This is a genomic window from Pseudomonas sp. SJZ080 (assembly GCF_007828295.1).
GTDB lineage: Bacteria > Pseudomonadota > Gammaproteobacteria > Pseudomonadales > Pseudomonadaceae > Aquipseudomonas > Aquipseudomonas migulae_A.
Map to the genome: position 1 here is coordinate 275411 of NZ_VIUK01000006.1, position 17035 is coordinate 292445.

A 17035-nucleotide genomic window follows, 5' to 3' on the forward strand; every position below is an offset into this window, starting at 1 on the left:
CATCGGCGTGAGCTTGAAACGCCCCGCGGATGGGAGTACCGTCTGCGCCTTAGAAGGGCACCTCTGGTGTGCCTGCAAGTAAGGTGAATGCCCGAAAGCGGTGCAGCAGGGAGGCTAGAAAGCGAATCCAGTAGTGTGTGCGGGGTCAATTGCCCAGCCTGCTACGCCAACCTAATTCTGGCGCCGTTTGCCCACATGCCAAAAACCAGTGCCACGCTGCTGATAATCGATGATGACGAAGTAGTGCGCGCGAGCCTCGCCGCCTATTTGGAAGACAGTGGTTTCAGCGTCTTGCAGGCCAGCAATGGCCAGCAGGGTCTTCAGGTATTCGAGCAAGACAAGCCCGACTTGGTCATCTGCGATCTGCGCATGCCGCAGATGGGCGGACTCGAACTCATCCGCCAGGTCACCGAGCGATCACCGCAAACCCCTGTGATTGTGGTGTCGGGTGCCGGCGTGATGAACGACGCGGTCGAGGCCTTGCGCCTGGGCGCAGCGGATTACCTGATCAAGCCTCTCGAAGATCTGGCTGTGCTCGAGCACTCCGTGCGCCGGGCCCTGGATCGCGCGCGCCTGCTGCTGGAAAACCAGCGCTACCGCGAGAAGCTGGAAAAGGCCAATCGCGAGCTCGAAGCCAGCCTGAACCTGCTCCAGGAAGACCAGAACGCCGGTCGCCAGGTGCAGATGAACATGCTGCCGGTCAGCCCGTGGACCATCGATGAGTTCCAGTTTGCTCACCAGATCATCCCGTCGCTGTACCTGTCGGGTGATTTTGTCGACTATTTTCGGGTCGACGAGCGTCGGGTAGCGTTCTACCTGGCGGACGTTTCCGGTCATGGCGCCTCTTCAGCCTTCGTTACCGTGCTGCTGAAATTCATGACCACGCGCTTGCTGTTCGAATCCAAGCGCAACGGCACCTTGCCGGAATTCAAGCCTTCGGAGGTCCTTGGTCATATCAACCGGGGGCTGATCAGTTGTAAGCTGGGTAAACACGTCACAATGGTCGGTGGAGTCATCGACGAGGAGACAGGTTTGTTGACCTATAGCATCGGCGGTCATTTGCCGTTGCCTGTGTTGTACACGCCAGACAGTGTCCGTTATCTGGAAGGGCGTGGCCTGCCGGTGGGTCTCTTCAATGAAGCCACCTACGAAGACCACGTGCTGGAACTGCCGCCGACGTTCAGCCTGACGCTGATGTCTGATGGCATTCTGGACCTTTTGCCAGAACCTACACTCAAAGAAAAAGAAGCGGCTTTGCCCCAACGGGTCAAGGCAGCGGGCGGCACCCTGGATGGGTTGCGGCAGGTTTTTGGATTGGCCACGCTAGGGGAGATGCCGGATGATATCGCCCTGTTGGTGTTGAGCAGGAATCTTTGATGAGTACCGGTAGAATCCAGTTCGCCGAGCAGGACGGGACCTTCGTCCTGAAGTTCGTCGGTGAAGTTCGCCTGACTTTGTGTTCGGCGTTGGATGCGACTATTGAGCGGATCTTCACGGCGTTGAACTTCAACGCGATCGTGATCGACCTGACCGAAACCCGCAGCATCGACAGCACCACCCTTGGCCTGCTGGCCAAACTGTCGATCCTGTCGCGGCAAAAGGTCGGCCTGCTGCCGACCGTCGTCACCACCCACGAAGACATCACCCGTCTGCTGCAGTCCATGGGCTTCGAGCAGGTGTTCAACATCGTTGACCGCCCGATCCCGTGCCCTGAGTGCCTGACCGACCTGCCAGACCAGGATCAGTCCGAGGAAGTGGTGCGGATCAAAGTGCTTGAAGCGCACAAAATCCTGATGGGGCTGAACGATTCGAATCGTGAAGCGTTCCATGATCTGGTGAATGCGCTGGAGCGTCACTGATTCCCTGGAATTGATGATGTGGCTGCACTGGCCTCATCGCCAGCAAGCCGGCTCCTACACGTGATAATTCGGTGGAGAAATTGTAGGAGCCGGCTTGCTGGCGATGGCGGCCATAGCCCCCAATTCCCAAGCACGAAGCCAACACCAAACACACGCACACAAAAAAGGGCGAACCCATCAAGGTTCGCCCTTTTTGCGCTGCTTTGAACTAGATCACAGCTTGGCCTGCAGCAGCGCCTCGAGCTTCTCCTGGTCGCGAGCAAACTGACGAATCCCCTCAGCCAGTTTCTCGGTCGCCATCGCATCTTCGTTCGACAACCAACGGAACTGCGCTTCATTCAGGCTCAAACGCGCCTCACCGGTATGCCCCGGAGCGAGTTTACGCTCCAGTTTACCCGTGTCCGCCGCCAGCTTATCGATCAAGTCCGGGCTGATGGTCAAGCGGTCGCAACCAGCCAACTGCTCGATCTGATTCAGATTACGGAAGCTCGCGCCCATGACCACGGTCTTGTAGTCATTGGCCTTGTAGTAGTTGTAAATGCGTGTCACCGACTGCACGCCCGGATCATCTGAGCCGGTGTAGTCGTTGCCATTGGCCTTCTTGTACCAGTCGTAGATCCGGCCCACGAACGGCGAAATCAGGAACACACCCGCATCGGCACACGCCGCCGCTTGCGCGAACGAGAACAGCAACGTCAGGTTGGTCTGGATGCCTTCTTTTTCCAGAATCTCGGCAGCGCGGATGCCTTCCCAGGTGGAAGCGATCTTGATCAGTACGCGGTCGCGACCAATGCCGGCCTTGTCGTACAGCTCGATCAGACGGTGTGCACGCTTCAATACGGCGTCAGTGTCGAACGACAGGCGCGCATCCACTTCAGTGGAAATACGGCCCGGAATCACTTTCAGGATCTCTTGCCCTACCGCGACGCCAAAGCGGTCGCTGGCCAGGCCCACATCGCCCTTGCAGTCGCTGACGCAAGCGTTCAGCAACTCGGCATAACCTGGGATGGCCGCCGCTTTGAGCAGCAGGGAAGGGTTGGTGGTAGCGTCCACCGGTTTTACGCGAGCGATTGCTTCGAAGTCGCCGGTGTCGGCAACCACGGTGGTCATCTGTTTGAGTTGTTCCAGCTTGGAAGTCATGGGCGTGCTCTGTCCTATGGGTCTAATGACATTACCCGAGCGCTGACAGCCACTCAAGGGCGCATGTACGTATCGAAGTCCCCAGCGGCAACAACCTGAAAACGGCTGTTTGAATGGCGGGGCGCGGTGTCCGTAAATACGATGCCAAATCCGGGCGCAGGTTCAACCGGGGTGACCGTTAGCGTCCTTCAAGCAACTCCGCCGCCTGATCCAGCAACACCAAAGGCTCTTTAGCCTTATGGATATCCACCGACAACAACTGCCGAAACTTGCGCGCCCCCGGAAACCCGGTACCCAGCCCCAGCACATGCCGAGTGATGTGGTGCATCGAGCCGCCTGCATCAATATGCGCCGCTATATAAGGCCGCAGCTGCGCCAGCGCCTCGGCCCGGCTAATCACCGGCGCGGTGCTGCCGAACAATTGCTGATCCACTTCAGCCATCACATAAGGGTTGTGATAGGCCTCACGCCCGAGCATCACACCGTCGAACGTCTGCAAATGCTCGTGACAGGCCTCCAGCGTCTTGATCCCGCCGTTGAGAATAATCTCCAGCTCCGGAAAATCCTTCTTCAACTGCGCCGCCACGTCATAGCGAAGGGGGGGGATGTCGCGGTTCTCCTTAGGCGACAACCCCTCCAGAATCGCGATCCGCGCATGCACCGTAAAACTGGTGCACCCGGCATCGCGAACCGTGCCGACGAAATCACACAACTCCTCGTAACTGTCCCGCCCGTTGATCCCGATCCGGTGCTTCACGGTCACAGGAATCGACACCGCATCGCGCATCGCCTTCACACAATCAGCGACCAACTGCGGATGCCCCATCAACACCGCGCCAATCATATTGTTCTGCACCCGATCACTCGGGCAGCCGACATTCAGATTCACCTCGTCGTAACCATGCTCCTGCGCCATGCGCGCGCAAGCGGCCAGGTCCAGCGGGACGCTGCCACCGAGTTGCAGGGCGAGCGGGTGTTCGGCTTCGTTGTGACGCAGGAAGCGGTCGTGATCGCCATTGAGCAGCGCGCCTGTGGTGACCATTTCGGTATAGAGGAGGGCGTGCTTGGAGAGCAGGCGCAGGAAGAAACGGCAGTGGCGGTCTGTCCAATCCATCATCGGCGCCACGCTGAAGCGACGAGACGGCTCTGAGCTGGCGGGGCTAGTGTTTACGGGCGCTTCAGGTTTTTCGAAATTCATTGATACTGGTCTTTTATACAGCGGTTTTTACCCATTTTTCCTTGTTTTTCGAAGTCGGTTGCTACAATGTAGCAAGCGAGATCAGCAATGTAGCAACTGGAAATGGGCACGATCACATCACGCAAGCGCAAGGACAACTCGACGGCCTATACGGCGCAGATACGGATCAATCGGGATGGGAAGACAGTTTATCAGGAAAGCCAGACCTTCGACCGCAAGCAGGTCGCTCAGGCCTGGATCAAGCGTCGCGAGACGGAGCTGGCAGAGCCCGGTGGTATCGAGCGCGCGAACCGCAAGGGTGTGACGATCAAGAAGATGATCGAGCAATACCTGGACGAGTACGAAAAGATTCGCCCGCTGGGCAAAACCAAAAGCGCGACGCTTACTGCGGTCAAGGACACCTGGTTGGGCGAGCTCGACGACTCGTCGTTGACCAGCCAGAAGCTGGTGGAGTTCGCGCAATGGCGAATGAGCAAGGAGGGCGGTGGTGTCCAGGCGCAGACGGTCGGTAACGATCTGTCGCACCTGGGTGCGGTGCTGTCCGTGGCGCGGCCGGCGTGGGGCTATGAGGTCGATCCGCTGGCCATGCCCGACGCGCGCAAGGTATTGCGCAAGCTCGGTATGGTGAGCAAAAGCAAAGAGCGCAACCGTCGGCCGACGTTGGCAGAGCTGGACAAGCTCATGGTGCATTACTTCGAGATGCAGACGCGCCGCAAGGCCCAGATCGACATGCCGAAGATCATCGCCTTTGCGATTTTCTCGACGCGTCGGCAGGAGGAAATCACACGGATCCGCTGGGATGATCTCGACTGCACCCGTCAGGCTGTCCTAGTGCGAGACATGAAGAACCCGGGGCAGAAAATTGGCAATAACGTGTGGTGCCATTTGCCCGATGAGGCTTGGGCCATTATTCAAGCTATGCCGAAAACGGCCGATGAAATCTTTCCCTACAACGGTAAGTCAGTGTCGGCATCCTTCACCCGTGCCTGTCCGCTGTTGGGCATTGAGGATCTGCATTTTCATGACCTGCGGCATGAAGGGGTGAGTCGTCTGTTTGAGATGGACTGGGACATTCCCAGGGTGTCGAGCGTTTCGGGACACCGAGATTGGAATTCGCTTCGTCGTTATACCCACCTTCGTGGAAACGGTGATATGTATTTGAATTGGGCCTGGTTGAAAAGGATTTTGGTGTAAATGTCTAAAGCGCTGAACTCGAAGCTCGTTGTTGATAAGTCCTATTTACAGGCGGTATCCAGGACAAGGATGACCGAGTTGGCATCGGCGCATGGTTTGCTGATGACTGACGCGTTGCTGTATGAGTTGGTGAAAGGCACCGATACCGAAAGGGCTGGGTGGTTTGCAAGGTTCCCGGATGTGGCAAGGCCGTTTGAATTGATTCCAAATCCGGGCGTTCTGATGCGGCATGAATTGGAAAACAATGCAGCCTGCGGTTTGCCCAGTAGCCATGTTCGGAATATCGATCACTCTTATACGGCGTTGTACCGGGATCCGAGTTATTCCATCCCTCCGGACCTGATCAAGCTCCGAGAGGGGAAAAAGGATGAGATTGACGAGGATACCGATCAGCTGTTGACGCTCATCGACAGTATTCCGATCCTATTTCCAGAGTTTGAGTCCGCGCATGAGAAGGACTACATAGCTCTAAAGCGTGCGGCTCAGGACAAAATATGTGATTTCGATTTTGTGCGGCGTGGGGCAGAAGTTCTGGTAGCGCAATCTCCGTTTTTTTCATCTGAGAACGCCGCTAGGATTGACCGTGATTGGATCACCTTCAGATGGCTTCAGGTCGGATTGCTGTTTGTTCTGGATCTCAAGGTTAAATACCCAGGCGGTATCCCCCCCGTTATGCCCCCTAAGATGAGAGAACGCATTAGGCACGATGTCCTCGACGCTCAGTATTTGATGCTGGCCCTGTTGGAAGGGGCATTCGCCACGAAAGAGAAAAAATTGTGTGAGTGGTGGATGAAGCTCAATCCGGAGGGCGTTCTGTACAGTTAGAACGTTGCGCATACAAGGAGAGCGTGAGCTCTCCTTGTTTTTTGTAGGCCCCTTAAGCCACCCTGCCCATCAATTGATTCTGCTCACGAGTGGCCTTTTCGCGCTGTCGATCAATGTAATCGGCAAGGTCTTTCAGGTGGATGCCCAGCCCAGCCTTCTGACTATTGGCACCCAGACGAACCACCGGAACATCAATCTCGCCTGCCAGGCGCTTCTGCTTGAATTTCTCCACGGTTAGATTCATGTAATCGGCACACACGCGATCCAGGGGGATAACCGCTTGCCCGTTGTACTGGGCCATCAGCAGGAAAAGGGTGTTCATGCGACCTCCTGGTTAGCGTCTGTCGGAGAGTAATTTGAATGCGCTCGCAGGGCCCCTACGTGGTCGACGAGATCACGGTGTCGGGTCCGCCAGACACGATTTCAATCAAGGGCAAGGCCAGCGACATGCGCGGCAGTGGCAAGACCATTCGCAGCGGGTCGTGGGAGGACGTGCCGCTGTCGAAGATCGTGAGCGATATCGCAGCGCGCAATGGCTGGGAGCCGGGCTGTCCGGTGGCCACCAAGGTCGCCCGGGCGGACCAGCTCAGCGAATCTGATTTCAATTTCATCACGTGCCTGGCTAAGCAATACGACTGCACGGCCAAGGTTGCGGACGGCAAGCTGTTGGTGATGCCGCGTCAGGGTGGGCAAAGCGCAAGCGGCAAGGAGTTTGGCGCGATCACCATCACCCGCAAGGACGTCAGCCGCTGGCAGTTTCGTTTGGGCGATCGCAACACGCACGGCAAGGTGGCCACCAAACACCAAGACAAGAAGGGCGGCAATCTAGCAATGAAACTGGGCAACACCTCCGAAGCGGACGGCGATGGCCAGCGCTATCGCGGTCGCGGCCTGATCCAGATCACCGGCCGGAATAACTACCAGCGCTGCAGCCTGGCGCTGTTTGGTGATGAGCGACTGCTGCGCACACCTGAGCTGCTGGAGTTGCCGCAATGGGCTGCCGAGTCGGCCGCGTGGTTCTGGTGGATTCGGGAGCTGAACGCCCTGGCGGATCGGGATGAATTCGAGGCGATCACGCGCAAGATCAATGGCGGACTCAATGGTCTGGTGGATCGATTGCAGCTGTGGGAGCGGGCGAGGGCAGTGCTATGCGTCTCGTCGACCTGATCCCCGCGCCGTATCGGCTGCTCGCGGTAGGCGTGTTGTTGGCCGTGCTGGTCGGTGGCTCTGCCGCGATCACCTGGCAGGTTCAAGACTGGCGCTACGGCCAGCAACTCGAACAACAAGATCGCCTGCAGGCGGAAACCCTCAACCAATTGGCCATAACCGCAGCGGCACAACAACGTGTCGAGCAAGACAAACGCCTGGCGCTCGAGCAACGACTTTCAGCCAGCGAACAAACCCATTATCGAGCCCTTAGCGATGCCCAACGTGATCAAGGTCGCCTGCGCGACCGCCTTGCCACTGCTGATGTGCGCCTGTCAGTCCTACTCGACGCCACCGAGTCAGCCAGCGGCTGCTCAGTGCCGGCCGCCACCGCAACCGGCAGCGTGGTTCATGGCCCCACAAGAGCCCAACTTGACCCAGCACATGCTCAACGAATTATCGGCATCACCGACGCCGGCGATCGAGGATTGATCGCCTTGGCGGCCTGCCAGGCCTATGCCAAAGAAGTCTCAACACCGAAGTGAAAAAGAGCGACCGGAGTAGATGCGTCAACATCCATCCCGGCCGCCGTCCCTGCAGATTGCCCCTGCAAGTCCAGCCAAGGCTCTTACTCCGTGCACGAAGCGCGGCGAGCCTAGCACCTGTTTATCCATACAGTAAAGGTCTTGCTCTCAATGTCTACACCCATCATCCCTTGGATGGGCGGCAAACGCCGCCTGGCCGACCGTCTCATCCCGCTCTTCCCACCTCACGAATGCTACGTCGAAGTCTTTGCCGGCGGCGGTGCGCTCTACTTCATGCGGCCCCAGGCAGCACCGGTTGAAGTTCTCAACGACATCAACGGCGAGCTGGTTACGCTGTACCGCGTCGTGCAGAACCATCTCGAAGAGTTCGTGCGTCAGTTCAAATGGGCGATCAGCTCGCGGCAGGTGTTCGAGTGGCAGAAGATGACCCGCCCTGAAACCCTCACCGATATCCAGCGCGCCGCACGATTCTTTTACCTGCAGCATCATGCCTTCGCCGGCAAGGTCACAGGGCAGACGTTCGGCACCGCGACCACTGGCCCGGCCATCAACCTGCTGCGGATTGAGGAAAATCTCTCGGCTGCGTGGCAGCGCCTGTCCGGCACTTACGTCGAAAACCTGCCCTGGCTTGAATGCGCTGAACGCTACGATCGCGCTCATACCTTCCACTACATGGATCCGCCTTACTGGCAGACGGCAGGTTATGGGGTGGACTTTCCGTTTGTGAATTACGAACGGATGGCCGATTTTATGCGCCGCTGCAAAGGCAAGGTAATGGTCAGCATCAACGATCATCCCGACATTCGCCGGGTATTTGACGGCTTTCACTTCGAGACCTTGGACATCCGCTACAGCAATACCAACCAGCGCCAGGGCAAAGCCGAGGTGAGTGGTGAACTGGTTATCATGAACTGGGAACCGGCAGCGTTGGGAGGGTTGTTCTGACTCCTGACGCCGGCTGGTCAGTGCTAGAGTTGCCGGCTAGCACCAAGGGAATATCTAGAGTGAAAACGGCCCCGTGGCCAGGTCCATCGCTGTGGACGTTCAGGTGTCCGTTCATTTCCACGGCAGCGAGAGCACAGCTGTGCAGGCCAAAACCGTGGCCTTCTTTGCGGGTCGTGAAGCCATGATTGAAGATGCGGGACAGATTCTCGGCGGCGATTCCTTCGCCTTGATCTTTGACGCTGAAGCGCAACGTTGAATTATCGATAACGCTGACGCTCAAGGTCATCTCACGCTGATGCTCTGTTACCTTGGACATTGCATACTTGGCGTTGCTTATCAGGTTTATCAAGATCAGGAGCAGTCGGTGCTTGTCGCCAATTATGATCGGTGCATCCTGATAATCCTTGGTTACTGTCACATGGTGTCGGCTCAAAGCGCCGGAGTTCATGCGCAAGGCATCTTCAAACAGATCGATGACTTTCAATGGCTCGACGAGCCGTGCAGCGCCGGCATAGGCCTGCTGGGTGGAAACGACATCCTTAATGTGGTCGATACTTTTGCTCAGCAATGTCAATTCTTCGACTATGGCCGATTGCTCGGCAGCGATGGAGTTGACCAGTTGGTTGAGGTAACTGGGAAGCAGTTTGCCTTTTTCATCGAGCGTGATGAATTGTCCGAGATCCTCAGCATGATCGTTCATCATGTTCACTGCTCTACCGAGACCTAATGTTTTGCTGGTAGACAATTTGCGGGTTATCACCTCAGCAGAGACGTTAACGCTATTCAACACATTGCCGACGTTATGCAGAACATTGGTAGCGATTTCTGCCATACCGGCCATTCGTGCAGCATCGATTAGTTCTCGCTCGGCCTCAATCAGTTCTCGGGTGCGTTCCTCGACTCGTTGTTCAAGACGTTCGTTGGCCGTTTGCAATTCGCTGTTCATCTTGTTGATTACTGTATAACTACGAACCAAACGGCTGGCGAGGTACACCAACAGAAATGCCATAATGCTGGCAAATACTGCCAAGTAAATGTGGTATTGGCGGTCTTTTGCTTCCGTTCGCCGTTGGGTCTCGTTGAGTAACTCATTGATCCCGTCCAGCTGCTGTGCAACGGGAATAACACTGATTCGGTCAAGCAAGTCATTCACGATGGGTTGCTCTCGAACGATTGAATTCACGTGCGCGACGAAGGTATCGTAAGGTTGACGGCGCTCGGGCGGGAGCTCACTCATATATTGCTTTATAATTGTCAGTTGATCTTCAATTTCCGTGGCTTTATCATTGGACACGTAGATGGTGTATTCAAGTGTGGCTAGCGTAAGATTTAATATATTTGAGGAAGTTGTTAAGTTTTTCAACGGTTGTTTGTTGTCGATATCCTTCAGCAATTCTTGAATACTATCTTCTGCCTTGGGTAGGGCGTCCAGGGCCGTGCGCAGTGTCATGTTATGCTCTTTAAATTGTTCAACTAGTTTTGTTTTGTTTTGCACGGCGTCTAAGTATTCTTGTCGGCGATCTTTCCATAGGGCTAGCAAGGGGCCAGAATTATTTAGTTTATCCAGTTGGTCCCAACGATTACTTGATTCGGCAGGCGCACCCAGAAACAAGCTACTGTTCATGTCGATTTTTGCTCTTAGAATCTTGACGCCCCAAGTGGCATCTAACTGCTTTAATTGGCGAACGAAGTCGCGAGATTCAAAATATTTGGAGTCGTCATGTGAGTATGTTTTTTATAAGTAAGAATGTAAGTGTTGTAAGGATAATAAGGGTTGTAACTATTACGGCAATCCATTTGTAACTGCTACTAATTCTCATTGCATTCTTCTTTTTTTGAGGCCGTATGGGAAAGTTGTATTGAATAAAGCGCTTGTAATTTGGCGTGAGGGGGGTTAGTCGAACTTTTTTGCGCAATTGCAACAGTTAGCCAAGATTATGACAGTGCTCATTTCTCTACTCCCTGAAAATGGAAAATACGCCGATTATGCATGCATAATGTGTTCTAAGACTCTAGCCGCGTGTCGCATAAGTGCCAGCTTTGGTAGTTTTAACTGCAGCAACCTAAATCGCGAGATGCTTCCAAAAAGTCATCTGCGCATATGTGTTCTTGCGTTGGTCGCTGAGGCGTTGGGGGTGCTGAGCGCCGCGACGAAGTCGTGAATGCCCGGTACTGGGAAAGGCATCTGCACATGGTCGGGTCTCCTGTTGTGCATTCAGAGTAGACCAGTGACCGCCGGCTTCGTTAAAAAAAACCTGCCAAGGCATGTCTCGCAGTCTTCACACCAATCAAAACGATCAAGGCAAGTAGGGCAGGTGTGGAACCTGGCCAGGTCGATAAGCGGCCGCACTCTCTCGAAAGCGCGCAGATCGCGGCACTCCAGGGCAACTTGGGCGACGTCCACCAGTGCACGGTAGAGGTTCGGATCCTCGATCGGCTCGAAGGTGACGCCTTCGACTGTTCTTCCAGTTTCTATAAGGTCGTACTGCTGCCCATCCGGCAGGGTCAAGGTAAGCCCGATGATTCTCGCCACAGCCCCGGACGGGCTAAACACCAAGTTCGCTCCAACTGCATCGCGGTAAATCTTCCCGTCGTAGGACGTTCGCGCACCGTCGGCAAGCGAGCTCGCGGCATAGAAAATCGAACGCCCAATCTTGCCGAACAGCTCGGTGCTTCCGTGCAGCATGACGTCGTAGGCAGAGGCGCCGCAGTAGCGGCCCGACGCGGTCTGCAATTCCTCCAAGGCGTGCCAGTAGGCAGCGTTTGCCATCTAGTTCAGGTCGAACCGTTGGAGCTCATCGATCAACCCCTCGGTGACAAGGGTGGCGCTCATTGAATGAAGGGTCTGTCGGTGGGCCTCGGGGTTCTGCATTCTAAAGTCGTGGTCGTCGAGGGTCGAGCGCCACTGCTGAAGTCTTAGCGCCTTAGCCTGGTCGAAATTCATTGGAACGGGTTCGCTGTACAAAAAAACTGGTTGTATGCACAGTAATATAGCTACGGGACTCAGGCTAGGATAAGGCGACGAGCAGGCGCTGGAGGTCAAGGCGGTGCTGGGTCATCAACGCCATTGGCCCAACGGCGCACGCTAAGGGCATTTCTATCGATCACAATTTGACGCTGGCTCAAATCTGTTGCACCTACCGGTTGAATCCACAACCCATTGCTGCTGGTGCCGACAGGCAGAGATCGGCCAAGAGCGGCCCGTGGAGAGGAGTAGGCTTTTGTTATGGTGTAGCATATTACAATTATCAATTCCGTTGAAAAATCACAGCTGGGCAACAACAGGGGAAAAGCATGAAGGGAAGTGTAGAGTTGGTCAGCCAGGTGGCTTCTCCTCGGTTGAAGATTTTATTTTTAGGGTACGCGCCAGATCAAACCTCATTGATAAGTGAATTGGCCGAAGCTAATTGTGAAATATGGCATACTGACAAGATAATTGAATCAACCGAAGGGTTTGAACTGGTAGTCAGCTATGGGTACAGGCACATCCTAAAAAAAAACGTTATAAATAGTTCTTCCGCCCCTATAATTAATCTACATATTTCATACTTGCCATGGAATCGCGGGGCGCATCCAAATTTTTGGTCTTTCTTTGACTCTACTCCAAGCGGAGTTTCTATACACCTTATAGATGAAGGCGTGGATACGGGGCCGATAATTTATCAGCGGTATGTTAATTTCACTAAGAATGAAACCTCTTTCTCGAAAACCTATAAGAGACTGGTTGCCGAGATTGAACTGCTTTTCAAGGAAAATATAGAAGAAATAATTTCTTTGGGGTTTACGGCTGTGCCGCAACGACGGAGAGGCACTTATCACCGTGTTTCCGATCTTCCCATTGATTTCGCCGGATGGGATTCTGAGATACAAACAGAAGTCGTTCGGCTTGATAGGCGCCTCGGTGTGAGTGAAAAACTATGACGTTTGAGATTGATGGAAGAATAATCGGCAATTCAATGCAGCCTTACGTGATTGCCGAACTGTCAGCCAATCATAATGGATCTCTGGCACGAGCAAAGGAGTCAATAAAGGCAGCCCGGGATTCCGGCGCCCATGCAATAAAGCTCCAAACGTATACTGCGGACACAATGACGATTGACTGCGTTGCCCCCGGCTTTGTTGTAAGTGGTGGCTTATGGGATGGTTATAAGCTTTATGATTTGTATGCCGAGGCGCATACACCGTTTGAGTGGCATCGAGAGCTTTTTGACTACGCCCGGGTATTAGGGATAACGTGTTTCTCAAGCCCTTTCGATGAAACTGCAGTTGACCTACTAGAGAGTTTGAATGCGCCCGCCTATAAAATTGCATCATTCGAACTTACTGATCTACCGCTTATCAAGCGGGTTGCAAAAGCTGGAAAACCAATCTTGATGTCCACTGGTATGGCAACGGAAGAAGAGATACTTGAGGCAATTACTACAGCTCGTTCCGCGGGTTGTGAAAACATATTGATTTTCCATTGTATTAGTAGCTATCCCGCTCCTATTGAGCAGGCAAACCTCCGTAAAATACTTAACCTTAAGGATAAATTTGGAGTTGAAGTTGGGTTATCGGACCATACGATAGGCAATGTGGCCGCTGTTACTTCCGTCGCGCTAGGAGCAACAGCTATCGAAAAGCATTTTACAATTAGTCGTGATGATAAGGGGCCGGATAGCGAGTTCTCGATTGAACCTGACGAGCTTCGGAAACTTGTTGATGATACAAAGAACGCATGGATATCACTTGGCATCGGTGATTTTTCGAGGCCTGAGACCGAAAGATCGAGTGCCATATTCCGGCGCTCACTCTATTTCGTTAAGGATTTAGCAGCAGGTCAGCGGATCTCGCGTGATGATATACGCCGCATTAGGCCTGGATATGGTCTGTCCCCAAAATACTTTGACGAGATAGTCGGGCGGACGGTTATGAGAAATGTTTACCGAGGACAGCCCGTAGCTTGGGACAACTTTACTGAGGATTGAGGTTGGTCGCACGAGTGCATCAAAGAGTTTCTGTTGCGCCGCCCGGTCGAATCCACAGTTGATTGCTGCCTGTCGCGAAGGGCCGTAATCGACCCGAAGCTGACGGTGCCAGGCTAGGTGGGTGGGCTGTCGAACGAATGCCCGTTATGCGCAGTCCTGTAGCCATCCCTGGCCGCCGCGCTTAGCGGTGTTCGATCCTTCCCCACGGATCATCTGTCGACTTGCGCGCCTTGTACCACTGCCAGCCACGCAGCAGCCAGTAGCCCACCACCAACCAGCCGGCGGCCTTGAGGAAAACCAGATCGTCTGTCATCGCATTTACTCCTTTTCCGGCTCTTTTGGTCGGCCGGTCAATTTCAGCATGCAGATGGAGCAAGGGGCGGCGCAACATTCGCCAAAAAAAACGGGGGCTTTCGGGGGAAAGTTTTCCGGAGTGGGGACGGTTTTTTCCGGCGTTACGATAACGCGGGGAATTGACCAAGCTAGAAAATGCAAAGCCCCGAAGGTTCGCGGCTTCGGGGCTTCTATTTTCGCCTCCATCCCTTAATGAATGGCGAACGTGGTAGCGAGGTTATCAGCGGTCGCAGGAGCTTTCACTACTTCTATCGAAGGATTGCGCTTGGTCGCGGTCCGAGGGAGGAGTGCATTCATCAGATTCTGCTTCAAGTTGGTGCGTGGAAACTATGATGAATAGGCAGCATCCGCAAACCTCACTCATAGGACGAAAGTCATGATTTCCATTCTTGAGTTACGCCACATGATTGAGTGTGGCTTTCTGCCTCACGCCTGTTCCTGCACCGCTAATCCTGATGGTTCGCTGATGATCAAGGTAGTCGAGCCGGTTTCTGGAAGAGTCGAATTGTTGGTCACTGCAGTCTCAACAAATGATCTGACATCCAGTCTGGCCATCGCACATTTGATTGGTGAACTGCGCAGCGAAATGGCGTCCAGAAAAACAGCGTTTGCTTGATGTGCCAGGTCAATCGTCAATGGCGAGGCGATCAAGGCCCAATGGTAGGGGGCTGCGCCAAATCAGGTGGGCCTTAATCACTCTGGAGCCATCAAAACGGCAAGCGTCAACTTGATGAATTCTTCGTTCTTGTCGATGGTGTCCAGGGCGCCGCGTACGTTGTCCGCGACTTCGGCGGCGCCTCGCTGCTTAACCCAATTGGACAGTTCGAGGATGGCGGCCTCAAGGGCCAGTTGGTTTTCGTTGATCTTGTAGAGCAGGGGAGGGAGCAGGTCTGAATTTGGCATTGTGAATCCTCAATGGAGGTTTCAGCGTAGCAGTGGAGTCTGGGAAAACCAGAAACAGACACCTTAACAGACACCTAGTTGACGCGGGGTAGGCTAGAGGCCTTGAAAATAGTGGAGCGGGTGAAGGGAATCGAACCCTCGTTATCAGCTTGGGAAGCTGATAACGAATTCAGGACAGAAAGAGGAGCTAAAGAAGCTTTTGAACTGGAGAAGAAATCTGAGCTTAGAAGTAAAGATAGGTATTTCTAGTAAGCGGTCAGATTGATACTTAAAAAGGAACTGTGGTAATGCGCTTAAAGTCTGCGTCTGTTGGGGATAAGACTATAACTGCATTGTCCGACGTTTGGATTAGAATATCATTGCCTGAAACAGAGACAAGTTGTCCGATTTTCTTTCCACTTATGAATAAGTCATTGCCGATTTCAAAGTCTTCACCGTTAAAGGTATACGTTCCGCCCGACGATTGAAGTATAGTTTTGAGCGGGCGTCGGGTGACTTGAGTTGGTGTGATGGTTCGCGAAGATTCGATGTTTGATATGCGTGCTGAGATGTCTTTGAGAGACTCAAGAATCACGCTAGTTTCATTGGAAAGCTCTACTTTGTGCGGAAGTGGAGCCGCCTGCACGCCTAATAACTGAATCATCGAGTTTATGTCGTGCGGATTTGCTGCTGTTTCTGATATGGATAGCTGAATTCGATCACGCTCTTTTTGCACTTCGTCAATACGCAGTGTGTGATTGTATTCGGTGTATCTCAGACCCTGTATGTCGAATATTTTTGGTGTTTTGTAATCTTTTATGAGAACTGTTGGCAGGTTAAAAGCTTGGCGGACCCCGAGCTCATATAGAACGTTAGGGTTTCTTCCGCTAAGGTCGCATATCACGATATCGCTATCGAGTATTTTCCTTAATATATCAATTATTATGTAGTTACTAGCTGCCACAAAGTCCGCTCGATGGGGTTCGAATCCAGCATTAATACATGCTGGCTTAATAAGGTGTTCATAGACTCTCGAAAAATGACCATCGTCATAGCCATCCATGTCAGCAATCGGCATGATCACAAAGCAGGTTTTAGCATTTTTTTTATTGGATGGTTGGAGCTCGCCTAAGTTGTCGGAAGTTGTTGGTGTTTTTGATTTTTGAGTCATTTGGTGATCTTCTTTTTTATACTGATGCGTAAAAACCGGATGGTTGCCGTGCTAGCCAATGTCTAAATTTTTCAGTCGAGCCAGGCCTTGTGTAATATGGTCTGCATTTTCGCCAATCGCTTCCAATGCGGCCCGTACATTCACCCCTACCTCTGATGAACCCCGCTGCTCCACCCACAACGTAAGCTCCATTATCGTTGCCTCCAGGGCGAGCTGATTGTGGTAAATCCTTTCCAACACATCGGGTAGTGAGTAATCACCTAGCATGGGGTCGACTCCTTTCGATAAACCCCTAGCATAGCAGCGGCAGTGATTAGAGGTTTAGGGCAAAATTAGGGCAGTTTCAGGGCCGTCATGGACCGCAGGACGCCATGAGCAAAAGACTAAAGCGCCGTTGTTTCTGGCCTTAAGCGGTCTACAAGGATGATAGAAGGGGTTCGAGCCTCTATCCATGTGACTGTTTTCAAATAAAGGGCCTTGCGGCCCTTCTTTCCTTATCCAATACGGGGCATGCGTATCGATCCGCCATCACCCCCTGGCCGTTCTCTGCTAGGAGGATCCCGAGGAGGTGGGTCACGGTGAGGCGGCTCAGGACGATCCACCTCGGGCGCATTAGGCTCTGGTCGTCGGAAGGTATGAGGCTCTCTCGGCCCTCGCTCATGACGAGCGTCACGCGCAGCTTGCCGTCTTGCTTCATCTTCCCGACGGGCTATTGTAAGCGGCTGGGGAAGTCACCTTCCGAACTCCAGCATTAAGGGCGATGGTGTCCGCGTATTTTTAAGCGGACGCGATCGCCCTTAACGTCAGGA

Annotated in this window: 18 protein-coding genes and 1 pseudogene; 10 read left to right on the forward strand and 9 right to left on the reverse strand. The window is 53.7% G+C overall.

Annotation, left to right across the window (positions count from 1 at the left end):
• The first annotated feature begins 195 nt into the window (after positions 1-195).
• Positions 196-1377, forward strand: coding sequence for a two-component system response regulator RssB (rssB, locus tag FBY04_RS11610; RefSeq protein WP_084323765.1), 1182 nt, complete (start codon positions 196-198; stop codon positions 1375-1377).
• A complete protein-coding gene (gene rssC / locus FBY04_RS11615; RefSeq protein WP_007935262.1) occupies positions 1377-1859 on the forward strand; it encodes an anti-sigma factor antagonist RssC in 483 nt (160 codons plus the stop codon). Before rssB ends, rssC begins: the two co-directional genes overlap by 1 nt.
• Before the next feature lie 213 nt (positions 1860-2072).
• Here the strand turns inward: rssC and tal are convergent, their stop codons facing one another.
• Positions 2073-2999, reverse strand: coding sequence for a transaldolase (gene tal / locus FBY04_RS11620; protein ID WP_145315274.1), 927 nt, complete (start codon positions 2997-2999; stop codon positions 2073-2075).
• Positions 3000-3177: 178 nt separating this feature from the next.
• The gene (gene dusA, locus FBY04_RS11625) at positions 3178-4197 is read right to left on the reverse strand and encodes a tRNA dihydrouridine(20/20a) synthase DusA (RefSeq protein WP_145315275.1); all 1020 of its coding nucleotides are present in this window, start codon (positions 4195-4197) and stop codon (positions 3178-3180) included.
• A 102-nt stretch (positions 4198-4299) separates the two neighbouring features.
• Here dusA and FBY04_RS11630 point away from each other — a divergent pair, with 102 nt between their 5' ends.
• A complete protein-coding gene (locus FBY04_RS11630) occupies positions 4300-5391 on the forward strand; it encodes a site-specific integrase (RefSeq protein ID WP_145315276.1) in 1092 nt (363 codons plus the stop codon).
• The gene (locus FBY04_RS11635) at positions 5392-6216 is read left to right on the forward strand and encodes a hypothetical protein (protein ID WP_145315277.1); all 825 of its coding nucleotides are present in this window, start codon (positions 5392-5394) and stop codon (positions 6214-6216) included.
• Positions 6217-6268: 52 nt separating this feature from the next.
• On the opposite strand, the gene FBY04_RS11640 is transcribed toward FBY04_RS11635, so the two are convergent.
• A complete protein-coding gene (locus tag FBY04_RS11640; protein ID WP_145315278.1) occupies positions 6269-6538 on the reverse strand; it encodes a pyocin activator PrtN family protein in 270 nt (89 codons plus the stop codon).
• 38 nt (positions 6539-6576) lie between these two features.
• Here FBY04_RS11640 and FBY04_RS32675 point away from each other — a divergent pair, with 38 nt between their 5' ends.
• From FBY04_RS32675 to FBY04_RS11655, 3 genes are all read left to right on the forward strand, one after another.
• Entirely contained in the window at positions 6577-7383 is an 807-nt protein-coding gene (locus tag FBY04_RS32675; RefSeq protein WP_145315279.1) for a contractile injection system protein, VgrG/Pvc8 family, read from the forward strand.
• Entirely contained in the window at positions 7365-7907 is a 543-nt protein-coding gene (locus FBY04_RS11650) for a lysis system i-spanin subunit Rz (RefSeq protein WP_145315280.1), read from the forward strand. The genes FBY04_RS32675 and FBY04_RS11650 overlap by 19 nt, the downstream gene beginning before the upstream one ends.
• A gap of 150 nt (positions 7908-8057) precedes the next feature.
• Positions 8058-8852 (forward strand): DNA adenine methylase, encoded by a 795-nt coding sequence (locus FBY04_RS11655; RefSeq protein ID WP_145315281.1) that lies wholly within the window; start codon positions 8058-8060, stop codon positions 8850-8852.
• On the opposite strand, the pseudogene FBY04_RS11660 reads toward FBY04_RS11655, so the two are convergent.
• Positions 8812-10672, reverse strand: a pseudogene (locus tag FBY04_RS11660) (DAHL domain-containing protein). The gene FBY04_RS11655 and the pseudogene FBY04_RS11660 sit on opposite strands and share 41 nt — an antisense overlap.
• Positions 10673-11067: 395 nt before the next feature.
• Positions 11068-11622: a hypothetical protein gene (locus tag FBY04_RS11665; protein ID WP_256666857.1), complete on the reverse strand. Its 555-nt coding sequence runs from the start codon at positions 11620-11622 to the stop codon at positions 11068-11070.
• Positions 11623-12146: 524 nt separating this feature from the next.
• On the opposite strand from FBY04_RS11665, the gene FBY04_RS11670 reads away from it, so the two are divergent.
• Both FBY04_RS11670 and pseI read left to right on the forward strand, forming a co-directional pair.
• Entirely contained in the window at positions 12147-12773 is a 627-nt protein-coding gene (locus tag FBY04_RS11670) for a formyltransferase family protein (protein WP_145315282.1), read from the forward strand.
• Entirely contained in the window at positions 12770-13819 is a 1050-nt protein-coding gene (gene pseI / locus FBY04_RS11675) for a pseudaminic acid synthase (protein ID WP_145315283.1), read from the forward strand. The genes FBY04_RS11670 and pseI overlap by 4 nt, the downstream gene beginning before the upstream one ends.
• 181 nt (positions 13820-14000) lie before the next feature.
• On the opposite strand, the gene FBY04_RS32680 is transcribed toward pseI, so the two are convergent.
• A complete protein-coding gene (locus FBY04_RS32680) occupies positions 14001-14132 on the reverse strand; it encodes a hypothetical protein (protein WP_256666858.1) in 132 nt (43 codons plus the stop codon).
• Positions 14133-14549: 417 nt separating this feature from the next.
• Between FBY04_RS32680 and FBY04_RS11680 the strand changes: the two genes are divergently transcribed.
• A complete protein-coding gene (locus tag FBY04_RS11680) occupies positions 14550-14789 on the forward strand; it encodes a DUF1652 domain-containing protein (RefSeq protein WP_145315284.1) in 240 nt (79 codons plus the stop codon).
• A 77-nt stretch (positions 14790-14866) separates the two neighbouring features.
• Here FBY04_RS11680 and FBY04_RS11685 read toward each other — a convergent pair whose 3' ends face one another.
• The 3 genes from FBY04_RS11685 to FBY04_RS11695 all read right to left on the reverse strand — a co-directional run bounded on the left by FBY04_RS11685 (position 14867) and on the right by FBY04_RS11695 (position 16493).
• Entirely contained in the window at positions 14867-15076 is a 210-nt protein-coding gene (locus FBY04_RS11685) for a hypothetical protein (protein WP_145315285.1), read from the reverse strand.
• 268 nt (positions 15077-15344) lie between these two features.
• On the reverse strand, positions 15345-16226 hold the full coding sequence (locus FBY04_RS11690) for a hypothetical protein (protein ID WP_145315286.1): 882 nt from the start codon (positions 16224-16226) through the stop codon (positions 15345-15347).
• Positions 16227-16277: 51 nt separating this feature from the next.
• Positions 16278-16493 carry a hypothetical protein gene (locus FBY04_RS11695; protein WP_145315287.1) on the reverse strand — a complete coding sequence of 72 codons (216 nt, stop codon included), beginning with the start codon at positions 16491-16493 and terminating at the stop codon, positions 16278-16280.
• Positions 16494-17035: the final 542 nt, after the last annotated feature.